The sequence below is a fragment of the Ruficoccus sp. ZRK36 genome, assembly GCF_019603315.1.
Classification (GTDB): domain Bacteria; phylum Verrucomicrobiota; class Verrucomicrobiia; order Opitutales; family Cerasicoccaceae; genus Ruficoccus.
The window spans coordinates 96,868-122,670 of the sequence record NZ_CP080649.1 but is presented as its reverse complement, the minus strand read 5'-3'; the positions used below and the strand labels follow the sequence as shown (position 1 = coordinate 122,670).

General features: G+C 59.9%; 22 protein-coding genes. 15 read left to right on the top strand and 7 right to left on the bottom strand.

Features of this window, described 5'->3' with window-relative positions; all coding sequences use genetic code 11:
• Positions 1-522 (bottom strand): DUF192 domain-containing protein, encoded by a 522-nt coding sequence (locus K0V07_RS00535; RefSeq protein WP_220622584.1) that lies wholly within the window; start codon positions 520-522, stop codon positions 1-3.
• A 310-nt stretch (positions 523-832) separates the two neighbouring features.
• Between K0V07_RS00535 and K0V07_RS00530 the strand changes: the two genes are divergently transcribed.
• Together K0V07_RS00530 and K0V07_RS00525 are read left to right on the top strand one after the other, a co-directional pair.
• Positions 833-1,966, top strand: coding sequence for a M24 family metallopeptidase (locus tag K0V07_RS00530; RefSeq protein WP_220622583.1), 1,134 nt, complete (start codon positions 833-835; stop codon positions 1,964-1,966).
• Positions 1,967-2,088: 122 nt separating this feature from the next.
• Positions 2,089-2,622 carry an HAD family hydrolase gene (locus K0V07_RS00525; protein WP_220622582.1) on the top strand — a complete coding sequence of 178 codons (534 nt, stop codon included), beginning with the start codon at positions 2,089-2,091 and terminating at the stop codon, positions 2,620-2,622.
• Between the two features lie 261 nt (positions 2,623-2,883).
• Here K0V07_RS00525 and K0V07_RS00520 read toward each other — a convergent pair whose 3' ends face one another.
• A complete protein-coding gene (locus K0V07_RS00520; protein ID WP_220622581.1) occupies positions 2,884-3,699 on the bottom strand; it encodes a sugar phosphate isomerase/epimerase in 816 nt (271 codons plus the stop codon).
• A 98-nt stretch (positions 3,700-3,797) separates the two neighbouring features.
• Here K0V07_RS00520 and K0V07_RS00515 point away from each other — a divergent pair, with 98 nt between their 5' ends.
• Positions 3,798-4,592: an AraC family transcriptional regulator gene (locus tag K0V07_RS00515; protein WP_220622580.1), complete on the top strand. Its 795-nt coding sequence runs from the start codon at positions 3,798-3,800 to the stop codon at positions 4,590-4,592.
• A 10-nt stretch (positions 4,593-4,602) separates the two neighbouring features.
• Here the strand turns inward: K0V07_RS00515 and K0V07_RS00510 are convergent, their stop codons facing one another.
• The 3 genes from K0V07_RS00510 to argS form a co-directional block, all read right to left on the bottom strand.
• Positions 4,603-4,821: a hypothetical protein gene (locus K0V07_RS00510; protein ID WP_220622579.1), complete on the bottom strand. Its 219-nt coding sequence runs from the start codon at positions 4,819-4,821 to the stop codon at positions 4,603-4,605.
• Positions 4,822-5,072: 251 nt separating this feature from the next.
• A complete protein-coding gene (locus K0V07_RS00505; RefSeq protein ID WP_220622578.1) occupies positions 5,073-5,723 on the bottom strand; it encodes a hypothetical protein in 651 nt (216 codons plus the stop codon).
• 146 nt (positions 5,724-5,869) lie between these two features.
• Positions 5,870-7,645, bottom strand: coding sequence for an arginine--tRNA ligase (gene argS / locus K0V07_RS00500; RefSeq protein WP_220622577.1), 1,776 nt, complete (start codon positions 7,643-7,645; stop codon positions 5,870-5,872).
• A gap of 187 nt (positions 7,646-7,832) precedes the next feature.
• On the opposite strand from argS, the gene K0V07_RS00495 reads away from it, so the two are divergent.
• Positions 7,833-9,176 carry a thymidine phosphorylase gene (locus tag K0V07_RS00495; protein WP_220622576.1) on the top strand — a complete coding sequence of 448 codons (1,344 nt, stop codon included), beginning with the start codon at positions 7,833-7,835 and terminating at the stop codon, positions 9,174-9,176.
• A 263-nt stretch (positions 9,177-9,439) separates the two neighbouring features.
• Positions 9,440-10,105, top strand: coding sequence for an SGNH/GDSL hydrolase family protein (locus K0V07_RS00490; protein WP_220622575.1), 666 nt, complete (start codon positions 9,440-9,442; stop codon positions 10,103-10,105).
• 183 nt (positions 10,106-10,288) lie between these two features.
• On the opposite strand, the gene efp is transcribed toward K0V07_RS00490, so the two are convergent.
• Positions 10,289-10,846, bottom strand: a complete 558-nt coding sequence (gene efp / locus K0V07_RS00485; RefSeq protein ID WP_220622574.1) for an elongation factor P — start codon at positions 10,844-10,846, stop codon at positions 10,289-10,291.
• A gap of 144 nt (positions 10,847-10,990) precedes the next feature.
• On the opposite strand from efp, the gene K0V07_RS00480 reads away from it, so the two are divergent.
• Together K0V07_RS00480 and lpxA are read left to right on the top strand one after the other, a co-directional pair.
• Positions 10,991-12,319, top strand: a complete 1,329-nt coding sequence (locus tag K0V07_RS00480; protein ID WP_220622573.1) for a bifunctional UDP-3-O-[3-hydroxymyristoyl] N-acetylglucosamine deacetylase/3-hydroxyacyl-ACP dehydratase — start codon at positions 10,991-10,993, stop codon at positions 12,317-12,319.
• 29 nt (positions 12,320-12,348) lie between these two features.
• Positions 12,349-13,140 (top strand): acyl-ACP--UDP-N-acetylglucosamine O-acyltransferase, encoded by a 792-nt coding sequence (lpxA, locus tag K0V07_RS00475; protein WP_220622572.1) that lies wholly within the window; start codon positions 12,349-12,351, stop codon positions 13,138-13,140.
• A gap of 98 nt (positions 13,141-13,238) precedes the next feature.
• Here the strand turns inward: lpxA and K0V07_RS00470 are convergent, their stop codons facing one another.
• Positions 13,239-14,282 (bottom strand): LacI family DNA-binding transcriptional regulator, encoded by a 1,044-nt coding sequence (locus K0V07_RS00470; RefSeq protein WP_220622571.1) that lies wholly within the window; start codon positions 14,280-14,282, stop codon positions 13,239-13,241.
• 132 nt (positions 14,283-14,414) lie between these two features.
• Here K0V07_RS00470 and K0V07_RS00465 point away from each other — a divergent pair, with 132 nt between their 5' ends.
• From K0V07_RS00465 to K0V07_RS00430, 8 genes are all read left to right on the top strand, one after another.
• Entirely contained in the window at positions 14,415-15,149 is a 735-nt protein-coding gene (locus K0V07_RS00465; protein ID WP_220622570.1) for a prepilin-type N-terminal cleavage/methylation domain-containing protein, read from the top strand.
• A 45-nt stretch (positions 15,150-15,194) separates the two neighbouring features.
• Positions 15,195-15,962, top strand: a complete 768-nt coding sequence (locus K0V07_RS00460) for a hypothetical protein (RefSeq protein ID WP_220622569.1) — start codon at positions 15,195-15,197, stop codon at positions 15,960-15,962.
• 136 nt (positions 15,963-16,098) lie between these two features.
• Entirely contained in the window at positions 16,099-18,705 is a 2,607-nt protein-coding gene (locus K0V07_RS00455; RefSeq protein WP_220622568.1) for a carbohydrate binding domain-containing protein, read from the top strand.
• A 29-nt stretch (positions 18,706-18,734) separates the two neighbouring features.
• Positions 18,735-20,228 carry a polysaccharide pyruvyl transferase family protein gene (locus tag K0V07_RS00450; RefSeq protein WP_220622567.1) on the top strand — a complete coding sequence of 498 codons (1,494 nt, stop codon included), beginning with the start codon at positions 18,735-18,737 and terminating at the stop codon, positions 20,226-20,228.
• Between the two features lie 32 nt (positions 20,229-20,260).
• On the top strand, positions 20,261-22,021 hold the full coding sequence (locus K0V07_RS00445; protein WP_220622566.1) for a hypothetical protein: 1,761 nt from the start codon (positions 20,261-20,263) through the stop codon (positions 22,019-22,021).
• 107 nt (positions 22,022-22,128) lie between these two features.
• Positions 22,129-23,547 carry an FAD-dependent oxidoreductase gene (locus tag K0V07_RS00440; protein WP_220622565.1) on the top strand — a complete coding sequence of 473 codons (1,419 nt, stop codon included), beginning with the start codon at positions 22,129-22,131 and terminating at the stop codon, positions 23,545-23,547.
• A 42-nt stretch (positions 23,548-23,589) separates the two neighbouring features.
• The gene (locus K0V07_RS00435; protein WP_220622564.1) at positions 23,590-24,960 is read left to right on the top strand and encodes a GH1 family beta-glucosidase; all 1,371 of its coding nucleotides are present in this window, start codon (positions 23,590-23,592) and stop codon (positions 24,958-24,960) included.
• Positions 24,961-25,054: 94 nt separating this feature from the next.
• Positions 25,055-25,771 carry a pirin family protein gene (locus tag K0V07_RS00430; protein ID WP_220622563.1) on the top strand — a complete coding sequence of 239 codons (717 nt, stop codon included), beginning with the start codon at positions 25,055-25,057 and terminating at the stop codon, positions 25,769-25,771.
• Positions 25,772-25,803: the final 32 nt, after the last annotated feature.

Genomic DNA, 25,803 nt, shown 5'->3' with positions numbered 1-25,803 from the left:
CTACAGGCCGAGCTTGGCCGGGGTGTAGCCACGGTCGCGGAGGGCTTCCTTGACCTGGTTCATATCGAGCTTGTCGCCGGGCTTGACGCCATGCGCCGCGAACCACCCCTGATTCATCTCCAGGGCGAACTGCAGGTCGCTGCGGATGGAGGGGACGGCGGTCTCATCGTACGGCTGCATCTGGTAGACCTCGCGCAGCACGCCGTCCGGGGTGAAGTAGCCGATGTCGAGTGGGATGCGCGTGCGCCGCATCCAGAATGACATGCGCTGAGTTTCCGGAAAGACAAAGAGCATCCCGTTGTTCTGGCCGAGGCTGTCGCGGTCCATCAGGCCGTGTGACTGCTCGCGGCGATCGACGGCGAACTGTGCCTGGATGATCTGGTCGTCAAGGGTGAGCGGATACCACGTCGAGACCGGCGAGGGCTGGGAAAGGTTTGCGGAGGGCTGGGTTGTGTCCTCCTGGCAGGCCCCCAGGGTGAGAGCGGCCAGCACGATGAGCAGGATCGGAAGCAGGTTTTTCACGCACACGACTCTGGCCATGTGCCTCGCTGGCGGCAAGTGCGGAGTCGCATCGGTAGATGCTGCTGATGCCAGCGCCCGAGGTATCCGGTCTCACCTATCTATCACAGACAGCGATGCGTGAAATGCCCTGCTCTTATAGTTGGTGCGCGGACTGTTTTCCAGCGTCCTGTCTGTGCCTCGGGTATGGGCTATGCTAACCTTGCATTTGCACAAATCCGCACGTTCTAGCCTTGGCGTTTTGCCTCGGGCGTGCGATACAGGAGGCAGGCGATGATTGAGGGATTCCCGCAATCACCGCCAAGCTGAAGATATGACTGCGACGAATGCAAAGCTCTTGTACGCCTCGACCGAGGAAAGCGCCGATGCGCTTTACTTCGCGGGGTTCTTCGTTCCCGATCCGGTGATCCTTATGCAGGTCGGGCGCACACGTTTGGGCGTCTTTTCCCGGCTGGAGTTCGGCCGTGCCGAAAAGCAATCTGCGCTGGATGCGCTCCTGCCCTATGAGGATCTGATGGCCCGCGCCAAGAAGATCTACAAGTCGACCCGCCCGGGACCGGCAGAGATCATCCGCTTGCTGGCGGAGGACCGTGGCTTGAAGAGCTTTCACGTGCCGGAGAATTTTCCGGCCGGGCTCGCACTCAAGCTCATGAAGGCCGGGCTCGATATTCAGCCGATCGAGGGCGCGTTTTTCCCGCAACGCGAGACCAAGACCGAGGCCGAAGCTGAGGCGATCCGCGAGGGAAACCGCGTGGCCGCCGTCGGTATCGACGCGGTCCGCAAGGCGCTGGAAGCTGCGGAGATTCGCGGAGACGAGCTGTGGCTGAAGGGCAAGCGCCTCACCTCGGAGCGTCTGCGCACGCTGATCCAGCTGGCGTGTATGGAGGAAGGCGGCCTGGCCAACCACGTGATCGCGGCCGGTGGAGACCAGGCATGCGATCCGCATGCGGTGGGCGAGGGCCCACTCAAGGCCAACGAGTTGATCATCGTGGATGTCTTTCCGCGCATCATGCACAGCGGTTATCATGGTGACATGACCCGCACCTTTCTTAAGGGCAAGGCTTCGCCCGAGCAGAAGAAGCTCGTCGATACCGTGCACAAGGCACAACGGGCGGCGCTCGCGGGAATCAAGGCTGGCGTCAACGGCAAGACGATCCATGCCGAAGTGGACCGGATCTTTAAGCAGACGGGCTACGTCACCGGCCAATCGCGTGGTGTCTGGGAAGGCTTTATCCACAGTACCGGGCACGGTCTCGGGCTGGAGATCCACGAGTCTCCGCGCATGAGCCCGGTGGGCGACCGGCTGAAAAAGGGCGTCGTCGTCACGGTCGAGCCTGGCCTGTACTATCCGGGGCTGGGTGGCTGCCGCATCGAGGACGTCGTCCAGGTGCTGGATGACGGCTACGACCTGCTCTCCGAGGCTCCCTACGAGTGGGAAATCGCTTAGCAGGGCAGGACTAACTCCTTGCACTTGTGATCCTGCGGATGGCTTAGGCTGCTCCAGCCGGAGTTGTTTTTCATTGGCTATGCTTGCGACCCTCTGGAAAAGGCGTTGGATAAGCCCCTGACATGAACAAAGCACTCTTTCTGGACCGGGACGGGACGATCATTGAGGATACCCACTATCCGCACAAGCCGGAGGATGTCCACCTGCTGCCCAACGCGGTGGACGCGCTGAAGCAGGCGCGCGAGCTGGGCTACCTGCTCTTTCTCTTTACCAACCAGAGCGGGGTGGGGCGCGGTATTTACACGCTGGAGGACGTGCATATCTGCAATGCCTACATGCTGGAGCAGCTCGGGCTGGGGGAGGACCTGTTTACCGATATTTGCATCGCGCCTGAGCATCCCGAGGAGGACAGCGCGTACCGTAAGCCGTCCCCGCGCTTCATCCACGAGATGACCACGGCGCACGCGCTCGACCCGGAGCAATGCTACATGGTGGGTGATCGCACGAGCGACTGGGGAGCGGGCGTCAACGCCGGTATCCACCCCGTCGCTGTGCGCACGGGGAAGGACTTCGACGAAAAGGCTCGTACCTATATCGACGAAAACGGTGTCGCCGTCTTCGCTGATCTGGCCGCCTTCGTGGCCACGCTGGCATAGGCGGGCCTAAGTCCTGCCCCCGTGATCCTGCGGATCACCTTGGTGTATTCAGGGGAAAATGCCATGAACGCGGTTTTCTTGGCCAACGAACGTGCTAGCAATGTTAAATCGCTGACACGATGCGCAGCATCGAGGATCCTCAAGGCTATGCCTTGAGCTGGGGCTTGGGGCGAGAAGCCCCAATGTGCCTTATCAAAAGACAAAAAAGCGTCCGCCGGTAAGGGCGGACGCTGGTGCATAAAAACGTGCCTGAAGCGCGGACTACTTCTTGCCCTGGGCGATGCCCTGGCCGGTGAGGTAGTCGTAGCTTTCCTTGACGGCCTGCATCATGTCGCCGTCGTAACGGTCGAGCTCGACTGCGACGTACTGGGTGTACTTGTAGACCTTGGCGGCGCTGAGCAGATCGACATCGCCGGCACCGGCGGGGCGGAAGGGGGCGGTGTCACCGAGCATGACGTTGCCGCTCTCGGTCTTGGCTTCGCGGAAGGTGTCCTTGTCGGAGACGACGCCGTCCTTGAAGTGCAGGGCGAGGCCGCGCGGGCCGATTTCCTCGACGAACTCGGCGGGGTTGAGGCCAGCCTTGGCAACCCAGAACAGGTCGGCTTCCCACAGAACGCTCTCGGGGGTGTTGGCCAGGAAGTACTTGTAGGCGCTTTCGCCATCGATCACGGCGAGGTCCCAGTCATGGTTATGATAACCGACCTGGAGGCCATGGGGAGCAGCGTTGGCAGCAGCTTCACAGTACAGCTCGGTCATGGCCTTGACCTTGTCCATGGAGGTGTAGTTTTCCTTGAACCCGGGAGGGCAGCCGGTGATGAGGTACTTGTGCCCCATCAGGAGCGCCTGCTCGATGATCGCGTTCTTGTTTTCGCCGATGGGCAGGGCGATATGTGCGGTCGGGGCCTGCAGGCCGAGCTCGGCGAAGAGCTTGGCGGCCTTTTCGGGGCTGGAGCCGGGGTAGCCTGCCGGTTCGACACAGCCGAAGCCCATGTCAGCGATGGCGCGGATAGTGCCTTCGTAATCCTTTTCGGCGTTCTCGCGGACGCTAAAGAGTTGGACAGTGATCTGAGGTTTCATAGGTGGGATGGGTTAGCTTTGTTTTGATAAAAACTTTTCTAAAACTAAGAATGTGCTAGTATACATGCAGTTGGCCTCGGTGTATATTGACTAAACCTATGAAGTGTGAGCAAAAACTGCCCCCTGCGATGGTCGGCATAGGTACGTTTAAAAGTGGACTCGGCGGCTGTCGCGAACCGGCTCAAATCCTGCCGGGTATGATCTACTTTGAGATCATCACCGAGGGCTCTGTTTACGGGCCTGACGAGTCGCAGCAGCTATACGGAGAGGCTACGGTTTTCTGTCACCGGGCCGGGCACTCAACCATTTTCAGGAGCCCGCAAAACAGCTACTACCACTGCGTGGTGCCGCGCTTTCAGATGAGCAGCGGCGCCGATGTCATGGACTGGCCGCGGTGCTTTCAGTGGCGTGACCGCAAGGCCATGCACCAGTTTACCGATGAGATGATCCACTCCTTTCACTACGCCGGGATGGACTCACGTGTGATCGGTAATCTCGTGTGGAGCCGTTTGTGCTTCGAGTTGGAGCAATACCGGATGCATGAGCGCGGGCACGGGCTTAACCCGCAGTTGAGCGCAGCCACGGACTTTATGAACGCCCGCTACGCCGACCCCATCGGAATCGAGGAGGTGGCCGAGGCGGCGGGGGTGAGCGTCTCGCACCTGCACATGCTTTTTCGGCAGCACCTGGACGAAACTCCGCACCAGTACCTGATCCAGAAACGCATGCGCGTGGCCGGGCACACGCTGGTCACGACGGATGACCCGATCAAGGCTATCGCTTCCGATGTGGGCTATCTGAACACGGAAAACTTCTGCCGCGCCTTCCGCAAGTTCTTCGGCAAGTCCGCCTCCGAGTACCGCCAGGCCTACGCCCGCCCCAGTCGTGCGTGAGGGTGAAGAGTTAGTTCGTGGGGTTACGCTTAAGCCAGCAAGGCAGGTTTAGAACGAGCAGAAAAAGACCCAGCACGACGGCAAAGGTAGTCGCCATCGAGCAGTAGAGTTCGGAATGTGTGAGACCAGCATACCCAAGCGAGTCGGGATTTGCACTGCCCAACCAGGGCAAGGCAAAGATATGCAGGGCAAGGATGAATGCCGTGGCGTAGCGGGTTATCCAGCTCATGGTGAGTCTGGTAATCAATAGGAGTGCGACCGCAGCGAACAGAACGTAAAAGACGAAACCGAAGTTGATCCCCTGAGCGCCCGGAGGTACGCGCATGGGCACCCAATCTGTGAGGAATGCGGTCACGAAAAATCCGCTTAGCCAGATAAAGTAGGCTAAGATAAACGGCAACAGGACGCCCCAGATAAACTTTACGAGGTTGCCTAGAGCTCTCATGTTTTTGCGCGCGATGGTTAGAGCCTGATGGCAGTTTACTCCTGTGGCACCTTCACACGCTTCAGCTTAACCAACTCGAAGGTGCCTCCTGCGTACATACGCAGAGGAGAGGGTGGGGCCAGTATGCGAATTTTATAATAAGCCACGGCGCTTAATATGCTGAGTAGTAGCAAGCTAATGACATCCGAAGCGGAGTATCTGCTCATCTGCTCTTCAATGCCCATGGATAAAAGTACGATTAAGGCAAAGATTATTGATAGGATAGTTGAAGTCCCAAATATAAGTGCACCCGCCTGAGTGCACAGGCGTCTGAGCCAGTAGTTATGACTGTGTCGTGGATCTAAATGGTGTATGGTTTCACACTCGTACGTTTCATTTTTACTGGCTGCCAAGAGGAGGCCCAACGGAGAGAATAGGCTGACCAGCGTGGAGATATTACTGCTTTTTCCGGCGTAGGTCTTTCGCCAGGTGGCCGTATGAGCGGGTAGGTGTGGAGTAGATGCGTTTTCGATATCGGCTACGGCTTGAGCGACCGCTGCATAGGTTGCATAGATAAGCGGCTCGGTGTACTTCCGTTTGCGGAGGTCTTTGATCAGCTTTCCTTCGCAGAGCAGGCGGGCATCACGCTCAAAGGGGTCCTCGGGGAGCGGAGTGGCGGCGGGGTCTTTCAACTCGAAGACAGGCATGGGCACGAGTATGCGCTCTCACCTGATCTGGGTAAAGTGTATTGTAATCTATGATGCGTAGGGCGCCAAAACTGCGTCATGGCATTTTCTCCTGAAAATGCCAGGGTGATCCGGAGGATCACAGGTGCAGGACTCTGTCCTGCCTATCACATGCGCTCCAGCGGGGTGATGCCGAGGAGGCGCAGGCCGGTCTCCAGGGTGCTCACGGTGCGGGCGCAGAGCATGAGACGGCGGGCGCGCACATCGGCTTCATCGACAACGACGCGGTTGGCGTTGAAGAACGTGCTGAAGTCCCCGGCCAGCTCGTACAGGTACGTGCACAGGTGGTGCGGGCGCAGGTCGGAGACGGCCAGCGTGATCGCCTCCGGGAAGCCCATCAGCTTGCGGGAGAGGGCGAGCTCTTCCTCGGTTTCCAGGCAGGAGGCCTCAGCCTCAGTGGCCGGGTCGCCGGGGGCGGCCCCAGCCTTGCGGAAGATCGAGTGCACGCGGGCCACGGCCATGAGCAGGTAGGGGGCGGAGTTACCCTCGAAGGCCAGCAGCTTGTCCCACGCAAAGACGTAGTCCTGCGTGCGGTTCTGCGAAAGGTCGGCATAGCGGACGGCTCCGAGGCCGACGGCGCGGGCGATGGTCTGCTTTTCCTCGTCGGAGAGGTCGGGGCTCTTTTCGTCGACGATGGCGCGGGCGCGCTCGGTGGCCTCGTTGAGGAGAGCCTCCAGGTAGATTGGCTCGCCGGAGCGGGTTTTGATGGCCTTGCCGTCGTTGCCGAGGATGGCGCCCCACCAGACGTGGGAGAGCTTGGGCAGCTCGTAGCCCTTTTTCTCGAACCACTTACTGGCGGTGAGGAAGAGCTGCTCGAAGTGGTCGCGCTGGCGGCCGTCGGTCAGGTAAACGACCTCGTCCGCGCCGAAGTGCTCGCGGCGGTAGAGCAGGGTGGCCAGGTCGGTCCCGGCGTAGTTGCTGGCGCCGTCTTTTTTACGGACGATAAAGGGCTGCTCATTGAAGCGCGGGTGCTCGGGGTGGAAGACCACTAGTGCGCCGTCGCTCTCCTCGGCCAGGCCGCACTCGCTCAGCTCGTCGTAGATGCGCTGCACCTTGTCGCGGTAAAAGCTCTCGCCAAGAGTGACGTCGGGGTGCACGCCGAGCATGGCGTAGATGCGCTCAAAGGCCTTGTTACTGGTGGCGACGATTTTTTCCCATAGCGCGGTGTTCTCGGTGTCGCCCTCCTGGAGCTTGACCAGCTCGGCGCGGGATTGATCGCGGATGGCACCGGTCTCGTCGGCTTTTTCCAGTGAGGTGCCTTCTTTATAGAGGCGTTCGATCTGGGCGAGGGCGTCATCCCCGGCGGCGTCGAGGTCGTAGCCCTCACGCTTGATAGCCATGATAAGGGTGCCGAAGTTCGTGCCCCAGTCGCCGATGTGGTTGTCGCGGATGGTCTTGGCGCCGCAGAAGTCGATCAGGCGGGCCACGGCCTCACCGATCACCATCGGGCGCAGGTGGCCGATGTGCATCTGCTTGGCGGTGTTGGGGGAGGGATAGTCCACCACCACGGTCTTGCCCGCGAGGAGGCTTCCGGCCCCGTCGGCGAAGTTCGACTCGTCGCGGAACTTCTTGATCCAGGCAAACTTGTAGGCGGGCGTGAGCGTGATGTTAATGAAGCCGGGGCCAGCGATTTCGAGGCTGGCCATGCCCTCTGCGAAGAGCGGGGCCTTGCTGAGCTCGTCCACGAGCTGTTGGGCGAGGGCGCGGGGGTTGGTCTTCTTGCGCTTGGCAAAGGGCAGCACGCCGTTGGCCTGGTAGTCGCCGAAGCGGGGCTCAGCCGTGCGTACGCTCGGCTCGAAGTTTTCGTCAAAGTCTGCGCAGGCAGCCGCAGCCTCAGCAACGAGGCGGGCCAGCTCGCGGGCCGTATCAAAGGCAATATCCATGTCTTTAAGGGATCAAGGCACGCGCGGGCGCGGGGTCAAGCGAGGAATGGATGTGCCGTCTATTCGCGTCTCTGATGGGGGCTAAAACCGTCGGTATACAAAAAAAACTCGACAAAAGACCCCTTTTCTGTCTAGGATTAGCGGTTTATCATACAGTCAACGTATACGCTGACCAATACCTAAGTTCATGGCAGAGAAAACCTTACTTGCGTCGCGGAAGTTCATCAAGCCCTCTTTTTCGTATCTGATCGAGAAAAAACGGGATGGAGGAGAGTTCAACGAGGATGAGATCCGCTTCATTGTCGATTCTATTCTGGATAAGGAGATGCCCGAGTTCCAAATGGCCGCATTGGCCATGGCTATCTACTTCCAAAACATGTCCGCTCAGGAGACGGCCACTTTTGCCGAGGAGATGATGCTTTCCGGTGAGGTCATCGACCTGTCCAAGATCACCAAGCCGAAGATCGCCAAGTACTCCACCGGTGGCGTCGGCGACAAGACCTCGCTCGTGCTGACGCCTTTGGCGGCTGCCTGCGGCGTTGTCATGCCCGCCATGAACGGCGTGGACGAAAACTTCGTCATCAGCACCCTCGACAAGCTCTCGGCTGTCCCGAAATTTAAGGCCGGCATCGAGCTCAAGGATTTTGTCAAGCAGCTCAAGACCGTTAACTGCGCCATCGTGCAGCAGCACCCGGAAATCGCTCCGGTGGACGGCATCCTCTATGAACTGCGCCAGAACACGGCGACCATCCAGAGCCTGCCGCTCATCACCGGCAGCATCCTCAGCAAAAAGCTGGCGGAAGGAGCGGAAGGTCTCGTCGTTGACGTGAAGTGGGGCAACGGTTCCTTCGTCAAGGATCTGGAGCAGGCCAAGCAGCTCGCCCGCAGCATCACCCGTGTGGGCCGCAGTATGAAGCGCCGCTGCGTGGCACTCGTTACCGATATGAACCAGCCGCTGGGCGACACGGTCGGTACCGCTCTGGAACTGCGTGAGGCCATCGAACTGCTCAAGGGTGAAGGCCCCGAGGACCTGAAGGAACTCGTGCTCAAGCTCGGGATGGAAATCGTCCGCCTCGCCGGTGTTGCCGGTTCGACACTCTCGGCCAAGCAGACCGTGCAGAAGCACCTCAAGGATGGCTCGGCTCTAGAAAAGTTTAAGGAAATGCTCGCCGCTCAGGGTGGCGACACCTCCGTCATCGACGATCCGGATAAATTCCCGACCGCCAAGTACATCCGCAAGCTGCCCGCTCCCAAGCGCGGCTACGTGCACACCATCAACGCTGGCATGATCGCCCGCGGTGTGCAGATCCTCGCCTCTTCGAGCAAGAAGGGCGCGAAGATGGACCCGGCTGTCGGTGTTTCCGAGATCAAGAAGGTCGGCACCCAGGTCAAGCAGGGTGAGCCGCTCATGATGATCCACTACAACGATGAGTCCAAGCTGGAGAGTGCTCTGGAGTACCTGCGCAGCGCCTACCGCCTCGCTCCCAAGCGCCCGAATCCGCCGGAACTCATCGTCGAGCGCGTCGCCTAAACAGGCAGGGCAGGGCATTGCCCTGCACCCGTGATGCTTCGCATCACCGCTGGCATTTTCTGGAAAAATGCCAGAGTGCAAGCGACCAGACTTCTTTTACGAAACCCCGCCCGTGTGGCGGGGTTTTTTCGTGGGCGGGGTTGTTGGGTCTGATTCATGCAATCTATTGCATCTTCGTATTTCTGGCGTGCGTAGGCGGGTGCAGGATGTAGGATATGGGGCAATAGCGTGCGGGGTTTCCCGCAGCGCTCACACCAGCAGTTATGAGTGACGATTCTTACCCTGTTATCCGTGAAAAAATCGAATGGTGCCGCACTTGGGTGCCTGATTGTGACCAGGCCGAGCTGAGCATACCGCGTGTGCTGCTGATCGGCGATTCCATTACCATGGGCTACGGGCCGGAGGCGGCTGAGCTGCTCAAGGGTGAGGCCTCCGTGGCCTGGCTGGGGACATCGCGTTTTCCGGCGGACCCGGCCTTTATGGACCAGCTAGAGCTGATGTTCCGGTACGATACCTTTGACGCTATCCACTTTAATAACGGGCTGCATGGCTTCGACTACGATGAGGCGGTCTACGACAAACTGTACCGCAGCACCGTCAAGGCGCTCCGGGAGATGACGCCCGGCCTGCCGTGGGTGCTCGTGACCAGTACGCCGGTCCGGGCCAAGACCCCTGCTGCCGACAGTGCAGATGTGAGCGAGTTTCCCGCTCCCGAGCTGCTTCCGCGCAATGCGCGTGTCATCCAGCGCAATGAAACGGTGACGTCTCTGGCGCAGGAGCTGGGGCTGCCCGTCAACGACCTGTACGCGGCGATGATCAACCACCCCGAGTATGTCAATCCGGACGGGGTGCACTACAACGACGAGGGAAAACGCTATCAGGGGCAGGTCGTGGCGGACTGCATTCGCCAGCATCTGATCGCCCGCTGAGGGTCCACCACTTTGCACAGAAAAACCCCGCTCAGACCGAGCGGGGTTTTCTTTTAAAGGAGCTTCCGTTCCTGCGTGATGCTGGCGTAGGGCAGGGCCCTTATTCTCATGTGCGGCTAGGGGGGCAGCGAACACAGTGAGCGATGGGGCAGAGCCCCATCAATGCCAGCGGAGGCACTCTGCCTAGGCGCGACCGAGATAGTCGCCGGACTCGGTGCTGACGCGGATGATTTCGCCCTGCTTGATAAAGAGCGGGACCTGCACGACCAGACCGGTTTCGGTGGTGACGGGCTTTTGCACGTTGCTGGCGGTGTCGCCCTTGATGCCTTCGGGGGCGTCGATGACCTTGATCTCGACGGCGGCGGGGAGGTTGACCTCGACCGGCTTGTCATCGACGAGCAGGATGTCATACACCTTGTTCTCAATCAGGAACTTGGCGATCGACTCACAGATTTCTGAGGGCAGGACGGAGTCTTCAAAGCTTTCAGGGTCCAGGAAGTGGTAGCCCATGTCGTCGATGTACGAGTACTCGAGCTTGGCCGTCGAGGTGTGGCAGAACTCGACGCTGTCGGTCGAGCGGAATTTCACGTTGGTGGACGAGCCGGTGTTCAGGTTGCGCAGGGTGACCTGCACGAAGCCAGCCTGGCGGCCTTGCGTGCGGTGCTGCATGTCCAGTACGAGGTGCGGTACATCCTGGTAGGTCAGGACGCGTCCTTTGCGGATTTCAGTCGGTGATGCCATAGGGTTTATCAGGAAAAAATCGGATCAATGGCAAAAACAGCCCCCGTGTCAACGCCGGTTTCATGGCCATGCGGGCGCAACACGTTCTTTACAAATGCTGTGAAGGCCCTAAGGTCTTGATCTTTTACGCATTTTCCAGCCCGTATGAAGCAACGCAGCATCCTCCGAGACGCCAGTATCAAAGGCAAAGCCCTGCACACCGGCGAGGAAGTTAACCTCACCCTCAAGCCCGCCCCCGCCAACCACGGGATCGTTTTCCGCCGCGTTGACCTCTACGGCAAGCCGGAGATCAAGCCCGACGTCTCGCTCGTAAGCGAGTTGGTCCGTAATACGACGATTTCCACCGGCCACACAAAGATCCACACGATTGAGCACGTCCTGAGTGCGCTTAACGGGATGGCCGTGGATAATGTCCTGATCGAGATGGATGCCAGCGAGCCCCCGATCCTTGACGGCTCCGCCAAGCACTTTGTCAACCTGATCCAGGAGGCCGAGCCGGTCGAGCTGGATGCCGAGCGTGAATACCTGGAGCTGACTGAGCCGGTCTCCGTCACCAACGGCAGCAGCTCGCTGATTGCGCTGCCCTACGACGGCCTGAAGATCACCTGCACCAGTGCCGACGACCGCGGTATCCACACCCAGCATGTCTCGATGGAGATCGACCCGGACAGCTATGTGGCGCAGATCGCCCCGGCCCGGACCTTTACCATTTACGAGGACATCGAGGAGCTGCTCAAGCTGGGCAAGATCCAGGGCGGCAGCCTCGACTCGGCCATCGTGATCAAGGGCGATAAAATCCTCTCCAAGGAGCCCCTGCGCTTCAAGGACGAGTTCGCCCGGCACAAGATCCTCGATGTGGTCGGGGACATCACTCTGCTGGGTAAGCCTCTCAAGGCACACATCATCGCCGTGCGCACCGGTCATGCCCTCAATGCCAAACTCTGCCAGGCCATCGTTAAGAGCCAGCAAAAGCCCAAGTCCAAAGGCCCCGAGCGTGGCCCGCAGCAGGTGCTTCCCAGTGAGAGCGAGCTGGATATCCGCCGCATCCTGGACACGCTTCCGCACCGCTATCCCTTTGTCATGATCGACCGCGTACTGGAGATCACCGATAACGGTGACCGCCTCGTGGCGATGAAAAACGTGACCTACAATGAGCCTTACTTCCTCGGTCACTTCCCGGGCCAGCCCGTCATGCCGGGCGTTCTCCAGGTCGAGGCCATGGCTCAGGCCGCAGGCATCCTTATGCTTCGCCGGATCAGCTCGGAGAACAAGATCGCGTTCTTCATGAGCTGCGACAAGGTCAAGTTCCGCCGTGCCGTCGTGCCGGGTGACCAGATGGTGATCGAGATGCGCCTGACCAAGAACCGCGGTAACCGCATCGGCGTGGCCGAGGGCATCTGCAAGGTCAACGGCAAGGTTGTTTCCTCCGCCGAGCTGATGTTCACCATTGCCGAAGCCGGTGGTGATATGTAACTCTTTTCCTCTCTTTTGCCCGTCCCGCTATGAGCAAGACAACGGCTGAACCCCATATCCATCCTACCGCTATTATCGAAGAGGGCGCCCAACTGGCCGAGGGCGTCAGCGTTGGCGCCTACGCCTATATCGGCGCGGAGGTTAAGCTGGGGGCAGGGACCGTTATCGCTCATCACGCGACCATCGAAGGCTATACCCAGATGGGCCGCGATAATCAGGTCTTTCCCTACGCCTACATCGGGGCCAAAACGCACGACCTGAAGTTCAAGGGCGGCAATCCCGGCCTGAAAATCGGGGACCGTAATGTCTTTCGCGAGTACACGAATGTCCACCTCGCTACGAACGACGAGGAGTTCACCGTAGTCGGTAACGACAACGTCATCCTCGCCTACAGCCACATCGCGCACGATTGCATCATCGGCGACCGTCTGGTGATGAGCAGCCACTCTGCCCTCGGCGGGCATGTTGTGGTGGGCGACCATGTCGTCGTCGGCTGGGGCGTGGGCGTGCACCAGTTCTGCCGTCTCGGGGCACACGTCATGGTGGGCGCCTGCTCAAAGGTGGTCCAGGACGTCCCCCCGTACATGATTGTCGATGGTAACCCCGGGGAAGTGCGCACGATCAATAAGGTTGGGCTCGAGCGTCGTGGCTTCACCGCTGATCAGATCGAGTTGATCCGTGGCATGTACCGCCTCTTTTACCGTCAGGGGCTGAATCGCTCTCAAGCACTGGAACAGCTCCGGGCCCATGAAAAGGTGACGGATCCGCTCGTGGCGGCCATGCTGGAGTTTACCGCCCGCAGTGACCGCGGTTTCAGCTAACCAAGAGCATGCTCTGGACCCTCGGTGCTACGCACCGGGATGGTTTTGCTAAGGCAAAACCATGGGAAGCGGCGTTGGCCGGTGACTTGAATTACCTGCTAAGGAGCAGTCTTTTCTATGGCCTGAGAGGCTGGAGATTGCAGAGCGCCATGATCGTACCAGGTGCCGTTGACCATGATGATCTGGCTGTCCTCGGGGACACCGAACTGGTCGTGCAGGATATTATCGGCCAGCAGATTCATCGCGATGGGGCCGAGCTTATCGTAGCCGACATGGATGCCAGCTTGAGCGGGCTCGCCTTCACCGGGGACCAGTGAAACCACCGGGATGCTTTCCGGCAGGCCGGCCGTATGGAGCTCTGAGGTGGGGCGGACTGTGCCGTTGAGGACGACATCCGGGGCCTGTTTGTCCTGCCAGGTAGCGAGCTTGTCGAGACCGAAGCAGGGCGGCACGCACTCCTTGCGGGGCCACTCGTGCTGGATGGCGAGCATGGCAGCCAGGTGAAGGTTGTGCATGGTCGGCTCCATCTGAGGGTCGGCGATGAGCCCAATACGGCGGTAACCGGCTTCCCGCACCTTGCGGATCGCCAGCAGCGCGTTTTCGTAGTGGTGAGTGACGACACGGTGCAGGCGCGGGCTCGTGATCGAGTAGCCGACTGTGACGACCGAGAACGCCTCCAGCGGGAAGTTCAAATGGGTGTCCGGTTGGCCGCTCGAGCCGAGGAGAATCCCCTGGATGCCTCGGGCCTCAAGGATGTTAGCCAGTCGGGCAGGGGAGCGTCCCGGCTCGTGGAGCCAGAACTCTTCGCAGTCGTAGCCATGCTCGCGCGCGCGTGTGCGGGCACTCTGGAAAAAATCGCGCAGGGTGGGGGTCTCAGCGATGAAGTCCGCGCGGTTGCCGACATTCAGGAATGCGATCCGGCTGCCGGGCGACTGCTTGCGCTCGCCGTTGAGACGCAGCATGAGCTTGGCGATCGCCGGGTCCGGGCGGTAGCCCATCCGCTTGGCTACGGCCTGGATGTGCTCGCGAGCCTTCTTGGAGATGTTCGAGTCGTTGCGCAGGGCGTAGGAGACCGCTGCACGGGAGTAACCCGACTCGCGGGCGATGTCGCTCAAGCTGATGCGTTGGGGCATTTGGGCCATTTGAGGGGATTTTGGGGCATCGAATTAAAGAGTCAACCTGAACGATTCAGATTTGAGAAAATTGCCTCAATGCCGATAAATAGGAAATAGTCGATGCATACCTCTGCTTTAGTCCCCCATACCCCGACCCCCGTGAATTCATACCGACAACTGCATCACAAGCGTTTCTCGCGTGCTGGCTTTTCGCTGGTCGAGCTGCTGGTATGCATCGTGGTTATCGCCATTCTGACGGCGATCAGCATCCCGGCTGTTGGCTACTTACGCCAGAGCGCGAATAAATCCAAGACGGCCGCCAAGCTGCACCACCTCGTGCTTGGGACAAACCTTTACGCCGCCGACAATAGCGGCCTGGCCCCTGCGCCCAGAGTGTACCGGGACGGGACGCTCAGCTACAATCACGCGCCGCACTATTACATGGTCGAAGCCTACGACATCACGCTGCGTGAATACGTCGGCGACCGCTTCGAGGCTCTTTACGCACCCGGTCCTCTGAGCGAAGACCCGGAGGGCAACTACGACCCGGATGTGCAGCGTGCGGCTGCTGATCCAAACGACTTCGTCACGTTTCAGTATTTCAACGCTGATGCCTCCGGAGACAATACCGGCCGCCCCACCGCCGAGAATAGCCTGCTTTTTAAGCGTATCATAGACTCACCCGCCAATCATGCCATGTGGGGCACGCTGACCTATGTCACCGGTGGCCGCAGCTTTGGCCAGATGGAGGGACGCTCGAATCTGAGGGAGCTTGAGGGCATGAGTGCCGCCTTCCCGGACGGCTCGGTGCGCTGGGTCGAGTTCGATAAGCTCGTTCCGTTCTCCGCCGACGGAGCGTACCTGTGGCCCGATCCTGAGTATCAGAAGAAATAACTTTTCCATCCAAAACACAAAAATCCGACCAACCAACAACGAATCATGACTATTAAGACCCCGATTCTTGCAACCGCCCTGCTGGGTGCCCTTGCTATCGCCACACCGGCTCTCCAGGCCGAAGTCCTCGCCGAATGGGATTTCTCCGACACGTATGTGCTGGCTCCTTCTCAGACCGCTATCGGTATGAGCGCTGACAGCGCGAGCTGGGGCAGCTTTGGCGGGATCACGCAAACTGGCAACTACGGCCGCTCCAGTGCCAACGAAGGCAGCCTCTTCTCCCGCGTCGAGACCCTGGCCTCACCCGCCGCAACCGTTCTTGGCTCTACAGACACCTACGCCACGACGAACAATACTTACTTTGAGTTCACGATGACGCCGGATTCGGGGCAAGCCTTCTCCATCACGAGCTTTTCCGCCGAGGTTTTTGCACAGACCATCAGTAACAACGGAGGACTGAGCCAGGCCGCCTATACGATTCACTACTCCCTGCAATCCGATGTGACCGGGTGGGGGAATGAGCTTGGCAGCACGACCTTTGACGCTCCTGCGACCACGAATCAGAATGGCGTTACCTACGATGCCGAACCCTTCAATGTGACCCTGGACAGCAGCTTCGCGAACATCAGCTCCGAGGTGAACTTCCGCGTCTACGTGTGGGTCGAAACTTCAGACCCGAGCCAGTACCAGAGCATCCGCCTGGATACCGTTACCTTCAACGGATCCGCGATCCCGGAAGCCAGTGGCTCCTCGATGATCCTCGGTGTTGCTGCGCTGATCGGCCTGTTTTTCATGCGCCGTCGCCGTAAGTAGCGACCGCTCAGGCAGGGGCCGGCGATGTGCCCGCACCTTGCCACACCCGTTGGATTAATTGTATGTTTGCACGCAGGCGGCTTGGACGCCGCCTGCGGATGGAATTTTTGTGTCTCAATACCCGCCTTTATCGCTCATGAATAAGCTTACCCTACCACTCCTTTTCAGCCTGCCCGCCTTGGGTTTTGCCGCCGCGTTGCCGTTGGTCAACCCGGGGTTTGAAAATAGCACCGATGGATGGAGCTTCGGGGATGCCGGGATGAGCTCGGTCTCGGATAAGGCCGCCCGGAGCGGTGAGTACGGGCTACTCGTGGAGGATCAGAGCGGCGCCAAGGGCAGCAGCGTGCGTTCCGCGCGTCTGCCGGTGGAGCCGGGCAAGAGCTACCAGGTGGACTTCTCCGCCAAGATCATTGGCGGGGGCGGCATCGCCGTTTACCTGGAGTTTTACGATGCCAAGGGCAAGGCGCTCACCAGCTCGAAGGATCGTACCCAGGTGCTGCGGGTCATCCCGCCCCAGCTCGATGGCTGGAAGGAGTACTCCGTGGCAGGAACCGCTCCTGAGGGCACCGCCACGGTGGCAGTCTGGGTGCACTCGTTTTCCGGGAACACCGTGACCGCTGCTCTGGATGATTTCTCCGTGCAGGAGGTGCCTGCCTCTGCGGTGAAAGAGCATCCCTCTTCGCAGAGTGCGGCCAGTAAAAGCGCGGCTGCCCAGCCAGCCTGGACGGGGCGCTCGGAGGATTTGCCGTCCTTTGAGAAAAAGGACCCTGCTGCCGCCTTTCCGGAGATGAAGGTCTACCAGCCTGACGGCTCGGCCTTTCGCCAGCCTAAGGAGGACTGGGAGCAGGCTCGCCAGAAGGTGAAGGACGACCCCGAATGGGCGCAGTGGTACGCGGCCAAGAAAAAGGAAGTCGATGCCTGGATGGCTCACAACAAAGACCGCGCCGAGTGGGAGGCGGGCTGGAACCACGAGTTTATCAGCCCTCACGACAACGCCTTTCTCGTCTGGACGGATCGTGTGCCCGGTGAAGAGGTTGATCACTTCATGAGCAAGACCGGGGATCGCGTCGAGATCACCCCAAAGCTTTTTCGCTCCTGGGTAGGCGCTTTCCGTAAGAACCACGCCTCCATGATGATCGAGGCCGGTATGCTCTACCGCCTGACTCAGGACGAGAAGTACGCTGAGTGGGTAGCCGCACAGCTCGACTTTTACGCGGATAACTACATGGCATGGGAAAAGGGAGTGGCCAAGCGCGCCAACTCCTGGCTCGGCTATCAGAGCCTCGATGATGCGGTCATCATCTCCCGTCAGGCTGATGCCGCGCGGCTGGTCTTCGACTACGCCGGTAAAGATCGCCGTCAGAACTGGTACGAAAACCTCTTCAAGCCCGAGGCTATATTACTCGGGAAAACCTTTCAGAACATCCACAACATCGCTACCTGGCAGCGCGCCACACAGGTTAAGATTGCCCTGCTGTACGGCGATAAGGAGCTGCTAAAGGAGTCGATGGACGGTGGCCGCGGCCTGCGGCAGCAGTTCGAGCGAGGGGTGACGGGCGAATACGTCTGGTACGAGCAGTCGATGGGCTACAACGGCTTTATCATCATGGCGACCGAGTCGCTCTTTACCACCGCAGCTCTGATTGGTGAGGGGGACGCCGTCCGCCGCGAGGCAGAGATTGCCGAGAACCTCATGCTCGCCCCGCTGAGCATACGCTTCCCCGATGGTACGATCCCGAACCCGGCTGATAACACCGGCGTGCCGCGCGCATCGGTGACCGGGCTGGCTCAGGTCTACCGTATCCTGCCGACCTGGATCGGTCTGGTCCGGGCGACGACGGTGAGAAACTGGGATACCCTGGTCGACCCGCCGGAGCAGATCGCTGATCTCACCGGCCATCGTGCGGAGGACTTGCCCGAAGTCGTCTCCCGTAACATGGAGTCGACCCGTTTTGCCGTCCTCAAAGAGGGGCCTTGGCAGGTTTTCTTTCACTATGGGCAGCTGAACCGCTCCCACTCGCAGGCCGAGGCCCTGAACTGGGCGGCCTCCTACGGTGATGTGATGATCACCCGTGACTTTGGCACGGTGGCCTACGGTTCGCCGGCCTCCAGCGAGTACTATCGCCAGGGCTTGGCCCAGAATGTCCCTCTCGTCGATGGTAACGGACAGGCTCCGTGGCACCCGGGTAAGCTCTTGGCCTTCGACGCCGAGGAGGGGATGGTCGAGGCGGAGCAGACCCAGTACCGCCCGAATGCTACGGCCCGGCGCAAGCTCCGCATCGAGGGTGACACACTGATCGACGAAGTCTCGGTCAAGGTGACAGAGGGAGAGGCCGTCCCCTTGGGGCTGGCCCTGCATCTGCTCGGGGAGCCCGAGCTGAGCGACGACTTTAAGGCGGTACCGCAAGAAGTCTTCACCGAGGGCCGCCCGGTGCCCTTTAAGTATTGGAAGGATGTCAAGGCCGCTACATTTGAGGATTTTGTTAGTGTACCCGTTGCGTACGATGGTGGCTTGGTTCTGGACGTAGAGTTCAAGGGTTCAGGGCCATTCACGCTCTATGTCGGGCAGGCTCCGGGGCAGCCTCCGGCGACGCATACGGCCTTTTTTCTCGACGGTCCAAGTGGGCATGAGGCAAACTGGACAGTCCGTATGCAGCCGCATATAGACCATCCGGAACCGACGGCTTCGCCGGAAGAAGAGCCGAAAGAACGCTCCTTCTGGCAATGGCTTTTTGGTTCATAACCAACGTTCTACGTTTGCCAAGATATCCAATGCCCACTTATAGAAAACTCCTCGCCGCCGCTACCCGCCCCTGCGTTGTAACCGGCCTATTTATTGCCGCGACGCTCAGTGCCCAGGGTTCTCCGACGACTGGCTCTGCGGAAGCTCCGGCCATTCAAGCCGCTACGCCTGCTGCCCGCACCTTAGCCTCGGAAGCGAGTTACTATGTCGCACAGAGCAGCGTTAAGGCTGCTCCCGTCTCGAAAAAGTCCACAATGGCACAGGCCAAGGCTGACGATCAGGACGCTCCGACCATTCTCCTGCTTTCTGGCTGGCAGACCGTGAACATCGGTGACATCGCCCATACACCCGGTACGATTACGCTGATCAAGAAGCACATCCCCGAAGCGAAGATCATTCTCTGGGGTGGAGACTTGAGTAATGGTGTTCAGGAGTGGCTGGAGGCCTACTTCCCCGATGTTGAGGTTGTTTATGGTCAGATTGGCCTGGACGGTCGCCCCGAGAGTGAGGAAGTTGCTCAGGCCTTTGAGGATGCTGATATTTTTATGCACGGTTCCGGCCCCGGTGTGCATGCTCAAGATAAGTTTGATGCCTGGCGCCGTCTGACCGGTAAGCCCTACGGCTACTACGGTGTCACCATGGACTACTCTTCGTCTTTCGCGAAGTTTGTCGGTCGCGACAAGATGCCGGCGTTGACGCGCAGCGTGCTCCACGATGCTGACTTCGTTTACTTCCGCGAGACTCGCTCACTCCAGGAGGCTGAGGAGGAGCAGATTTCCTCGCCGATCCAGGCCTTTGCTCCCGATGCGGTGTTCGGTGTCGACCAGTATGATAACGAGTGGGCCGACGCCTGGATGAAAGAGAACAACCTCAAGGATGATGAGTTCATCTGCGTGATCGCGCGTACCCGTTTCGCTCCCTACTATAAGATCCGGGCAAACGACCCCAAGCCGCTCGATCTGAAAAAGGAAGCCTACAACAACAAGTACGTCGACTCCGACATGGCCAAGCTGCGTACGCTCATCACCAACTGGGTCAACGAGACCGGTAAGAAAGTGGTGCTGTGCCCGGAGATGACCTTCGAGGTCGAGCTGTCTAAGGAAGAGATTTACGACAAGCTGCCTGACGACATCCGCAAGAACGTCGTCTGGGTGGACTTCTACTGGATGCCCGACCAGGCCGCTGCGCTCTATCAGCACGCGATTGCACTGGTGAGCATGGAGTGCCACTCGCCGATCATCGCCGCCGCTGCCGGTGTGCCCTCGATCTACGTGACGGCTCCCACCGAGACCCACAAAAAGCAGATGTGGAACGACGTCGGTGTGGGTGACTGGATGTTTGACATCGAGGAGACGGACGGGGATGAGCTGTCTGAGACCGTACTGGAGATTTACAACAACACTGAGGAAACTCAGACGAAAATGAAAAACGAGATGGATATCGTTCACGAGCGCCAGGAGGCATCCATGGCGGAAGTTAAGCGTATCCTGAATGAACAATACGCGAAGCGGGCGACTGAATAGTCTCTGATGATGCTCCGCGTGCAAAGTATGCCATGATTCTTGAATATGTTACCCTGGCCATTTACCTGGCGGTTCTTCTGGCTCTGGGAGCTTACTTTAAAAAGTTTAACAGGAATCTGAGCGACTTTGTGCGCGGGGGCGGCCAGGGCAGCTGGTGGCTCATCGGCATGAGTATTCTCATGTCGGGGATCAGCGCCTTTACCTTCACCGGTAACGCTTCTGCGGCCTTCGAGGGCGGGCCATCCCTGCTGGTCATTTACATGGCCAACTGTGCAGGCTTCGCCATGGGCGGTCTTTTTGTGGGCCGCTGGCTGCGACAGACCCGAGCCTATACGACGGCGGACGTCGTGCGCGTGCGCTTCGGGGTGCCCGTTGAGCAGTTCGGGGCCTGCTTTGGTGTGCTGCTCGGGCCGATTTCCGCGGCTATCCAGCTCTACGCGCTCTCGCTTTTTGCAAGCACGGTACTGGGCTTGCCGCTGATACCGATCCTTATCGTCATCGCGGTGATCGTTACCTTTTACTCCACCACAGGGGGGAAATGGGCGGTCATGGCCACGGACTTTGTGCAGGGCATGGTGATGCTCTCCATCACCGTGCTGGTGTGCTTCCTGTCGCTGCGGGCCGTAGGGGGCATCTCAGGGTTTATCGGCTACTTCAGCGACCCACGCTTCAAGGATGACTTTCAGTTCTTCAAGGAGGCGGGCGCCTTCCCGGGGGACCGCTACACGATCAAGTGGGCGATTGTGGTCTTTCTCATGCAGATCAACGCGCAGGTCAGCCTTTCGGCGGCCGGGCGCTATATCGCGGCCCGCGACGGGCGCGAGGCCTCCCGCTCGGCCTGGATGGGCTTTATCCTGATGGCGGTCGGCAGTGCGGTGTGGTTCATCCCTCCGATGGTGGCGCGCTTCCTCTACGGGGCCGAGATCATGGACTCCGGGATCGAGAACCCCGCTGACAGCGCCTATGCCTTTATCGCCATGAAGCTCCTGCCCAACGGCATGCTCGGCATGATGATCGCGGCTATGTTTGCGGCTACGATGAGCAGTATGGATACGGGGCTGAATGGGCAGGTGGGCGTTATCGCCCGCAATATCATCCCCCGTGCCCGGGGTGCGCTCGGCTACAAGGAGCCGCTCTCGACAAAGACCGAGATGCGCATCTGCCACGTCGCGACGGTCGTCCTTGGCGCATTGATCATGTTCTACGCGCTGCTGCTGGTCAGGCAGAAGGATGTGGCTCTCTTTGACATCGGGTTGCTCATCGCATCCGTTATCGGTGTGCCCATGTCCTTTCCGATGTTTTTTGGACTGTGGCTCAAGAAGCTGCCCAAGTGGTCATTCTTTCCAATCTTCCTGGCCAGTCTGGTGCCCTCGGTCTGGTCCTTTATCGACGAGAAATACTATGGCGGTGTCTGGACGATCCAGGGCCGGGCCATGTGGATCATGATTTTCGGGATCGTCGCCTGTGTGGTCTGCACGCTGTTCTCGCGTTTCACCAGCCAGAAGGAGCGGGAGGATGTGAAGGAGTTCTATAAGGTCATGCACAAGCCGATCAGCTACGACGACGAAGTGGGCGGGGACTCGGTCGACCACGAGCAGTACTTTATCATCGCCCGGGCGGTTATCGTGGTCGGGCTGCTGGTGCTGCTTATCCTGCTTTTCCCGAACGATCTCTTCAACCGCCTCTGCATCCTCGCCGTGTCTGGCTCGGTGCTTACGACGGGTGCCCTGCTCTGGGCCGGTGGTCTGCGCATTAAGGCCCGCAGCGAAAAGAGCCTGCCCGTCGAAGAGTAGGAGCGTTGCTGAGCCTTCAGGTAAGGTGGGAAATGTACGTTGTAGGATCTGAACGATTCAGATTTGCTTCCATTGCGGATAAGCCCATGTCGTAGCAATGTTCACGTATGGAATTAGGCGAACCTCGTACGACCTATAGCTATGACGTGATTGTCATCGGTGGCGGCCCCTCCGGGGCGCATGCAGCCATTGCCGCTGCCCGTGCCGGACAGCGCGTGCTGCTGGTCGAGAAGCATGGCTTTCTGGGTGGTTCGCTGACAGCGATGGGCGTAGGCCCGATGATGAGCTTTCACAATGCCGCCGGGGACCAGGTCGTCGGTGGGCAGGCCGAGGAGCTGGTACAGCGCTTGGTACGTGCAGGGGCCAGCCCCGGCCACATCGAGGATAGCGTCACTTACTGCAAGACCGTGACTCCCTTTGACAGTGAGGCCCTCAAGGTCGAGCTGGAGGGGATGTTTATAGAGGCTGGGGGCGAGCTGCTCTACCACACCCATTTCGCCGGTGCGGAAACCTCTGAGGACGGGCGCGTGAAGTCGATCACCCTGTGCAACAAGGCTGGACTGACCCGCTATGAGGCAGGTGTATTTGTCGATGCGACGGGTGATGGCGACATCTGCGCGGCGCTCGGTGTAAAGTTCGCCAAGGGCCGCCCTGAGGACAACGCCATGCAGCCCATGACGATGAACCTCAAGATTGGCAATGTGGACATGGACGCCGTGCGGCGGGATGTCTTTGCCAACCCGGATAATTTCGAGTTCGACCTCGGCCCCGAGGAGGGCCTGCGCCGCTTGCGGGACACCCCGCGCGTCAGCCTGAAGGCCTACGTGAAAACATGGCGCGCTGCCAAGGAACGCGGCGAGGTCGATGTGCCGCGCGAGTTTGTGCTCTTCTTTGAAACCGCTACGCCCGGCGTGGTCATCGTAAACACTTCCCGCATTCAGGGGCTGGACGGGACCGACCCCTACCAGCTCAGCCGCGCAGAGGTGATTGGCCGTCGTCAGAACCTCCAGATTTTCGCATTCCTGAAAAAGCACTGCGCGGGCTTCGAGAAGGCGATCCACCTGGGGGGTGCCTCCCAGATCGGTGTGCGCGAAACTCGCCGCATCGAGGGGCTTTACACTTTGACCGCAGAGGACGTGCTTGATGAGCACGCCTTTGAGGATCCCATCGCGCTCGGTGGCTACCCGATCGACATCCACTCGCCGGATAAGGCCGAGACGAACACCCGCGCGCTGGACGGACGGGTGCGCTACCAGATCCCCATGCGCTGTCTGCTGCTCAACAGCCCGGACAACCTCATCGTCGCGGGACGCTGCATCAGCGCCACGCACGAGGCGATGGCGGCCTTCCGGGTCAGCCCGATTGCGATGGCCATCGGGCAGGCTGCCGGTGTGATGGCGGCAGTCGCTCTTGAGAAGGGTGTTCCGGCCAGTGAGGTGCCCTACGGGCGTGTGCGTGAGCTTCTCCTGGAGGGTGGGGCACTGCTGCCGACGAGTTTGGTCGAGGCGTCTACATCCTTGTCCTGAGAAACGCGCCTCGGTTATCGTTGGCGCTGAGCCTCTCTTGTTATGTCCGACCCTATGTCTTTTCACGATCGTTATACTTTTCCTGATGATTTCATCTGGGGCGTGGCTACCGCCGCTCCGCAGATCGAAGGTGCCGGTGAGGAAGACGGCAAAGGCCCGTCCGTCTGGGATCACTATGCCACGCAGCCCGGGAAGATCCGCAACGGCGATAACCTGCTCGTAGCCTGCGACCACTACCACCGCTTCGAGGAAGACTTTAAGCTCATGCGCGAGCTTGGGGTGAAGCACTACCGTCTCTCGCTGGCCTGGCCACGCATTTACCCGGAGGGTGATGGTGAGCTCAACCAGAAGGGGATCGACTTCTACCATCGGCTTTTCGACGCCCTGGAGGCCAACGGCATCACCCCGTGGGTGACGATCTTTCACTGGGACCTGCCGCAGTCGCTGGAGGAGCGTTTCGGGGGCTGGCGTTCGCGCAAGACCGTGGAGGCTTTTGCCCGCTACGCACAGACGGTGGTGAAGGAGTTTGGCCCGCGCGTGAAGCACTGGTTTTCCCTCAACGAGATCATAGCCTTTACCCGTAATAGCTACGGCATCGGCCGGAATGCACCCGGCCTGAAGCTCGACACGCCGACCGTCAACCAGACCTACCACCATGCGCTGCTCTGCCACGGCCACGCTGTGCGCGCTGTCCGCGAGTTTGGGCAGCCTGGCAGCGTGGTTGGCCTGGTGGATAACCCGTGGGTGCCCATCCCGCTCAGTGACTCAGAGGCGGACATCGAGGCGGCGCGATCCTGCTTTATCGAGGATAGCGTACGCGTGCTCGATCCGCTCTATACCGGGGCTTATGGCGAGGTGTACCGCAAGGCCTTTGGTGAAGACGCTGTGCCGGAGGTGGAGGACGGCGACTTCGACCTGATCACGACGCCCGCGGATTTTCTGGGTCTGAATATCTACTGGGGCTACTACGTGCGCGCCGGTCAGGATGGCAAGGCCGAGCGCCTGCCCATGCCGCCGGACTTCCCGCAGGCTTCCGTGGAATGGCTGAAGATCACCCCCGAGTCGCTCTACTGGGGGCCGCGCCATGTGCGTGATATCTATGGCCAGGACGAGATCTACATCGCCGAGAACGGCTGCGGCTACCACCAGGAGCCGCTTGTCAACGGCGAGTGTCTGGACCTGCACCGTCGCGATCTGGTGCGCAGCTACCTGAAGGAACTGCACCGGGCCATGGCTGACGGCGTGAACGTCAAGGGCTACTTCCTGTGGTCGTTTATGGATAACTTCGAGTGGGGCGAGGGTTACTCGATCCGCTTTGGTGTCGTCCATACCGACTACGAGACCCTGAAGCGCACCCCCAAGCTCAGCGCCCGCTGGTACGCCGAGGTGCTTGCCCGCAACAGTCTGTACTAAACGGGCATTGTACACGCCGTGAAGACAGCGGGAGTGGCTGCTTATGCCCTGTGCCACCCGCTTGATAAACAGGCGGGATGTGCTAGGGTGCTGGATGAAGACCAGCACACCGGCATTGAGCATTCGCCTGGCAGGAGAACGTGGTCACGCTGATCACGGTTGGCTTGATTCGCGGCATACCTTTTCTTTTGCCGACTACCATGATCCCGCGCAGATGGGCTTCCGTACCCTGCGCGTGATCAACGATGACCGTGTCGCTGCGGGCAGGGGCTTCGGGCTGCACCCGCACCGCGATATGGAGATCTTCAGCTACATGCTGGAGGGACAGCTGCAGCATGAGGACAGCCTCGGTAACGGCAGGACCCTCAGCCCCGGTCAAGTCCAGCTCATGAGCGCCGGAAGTGGTGTGCGGCACAGCGAGTTTAACCCCAGCTCGGACGAGCCGACTCACTTTTTGCAGGTCTGGATTCATCCTCGCGAGCGCGGCCTGTCTCCCTCCTACACGGAGTGGCACCCGAGCCCCGAGCACACTGAGTCGCCGAAGGTTTTGATCATCTCTCCGGACGGACATGAGGGCTCCGCAACGATTCACCAGGATGTGGATATCTATCGTCTGCGTCTGGGTGAGGGTCAAAGCGCGTCTCATCAGCTCCCGGCCGGTCACGGACTGTGGCTGCAAGTGGCTGCCGGATCGATCCGCGTCAATGGCACGCCCCTGGCCGTCGGCGATGGCGTCAGCTCCGAGGATGCGGGCCTGTTTACGATGACGGCTGACGCGCCCGCCGAAGCACTGCTTTTCGACTTCGCCTGAGCGGGGGGAGTTTTTAGCCTCGGTGCGTCTCA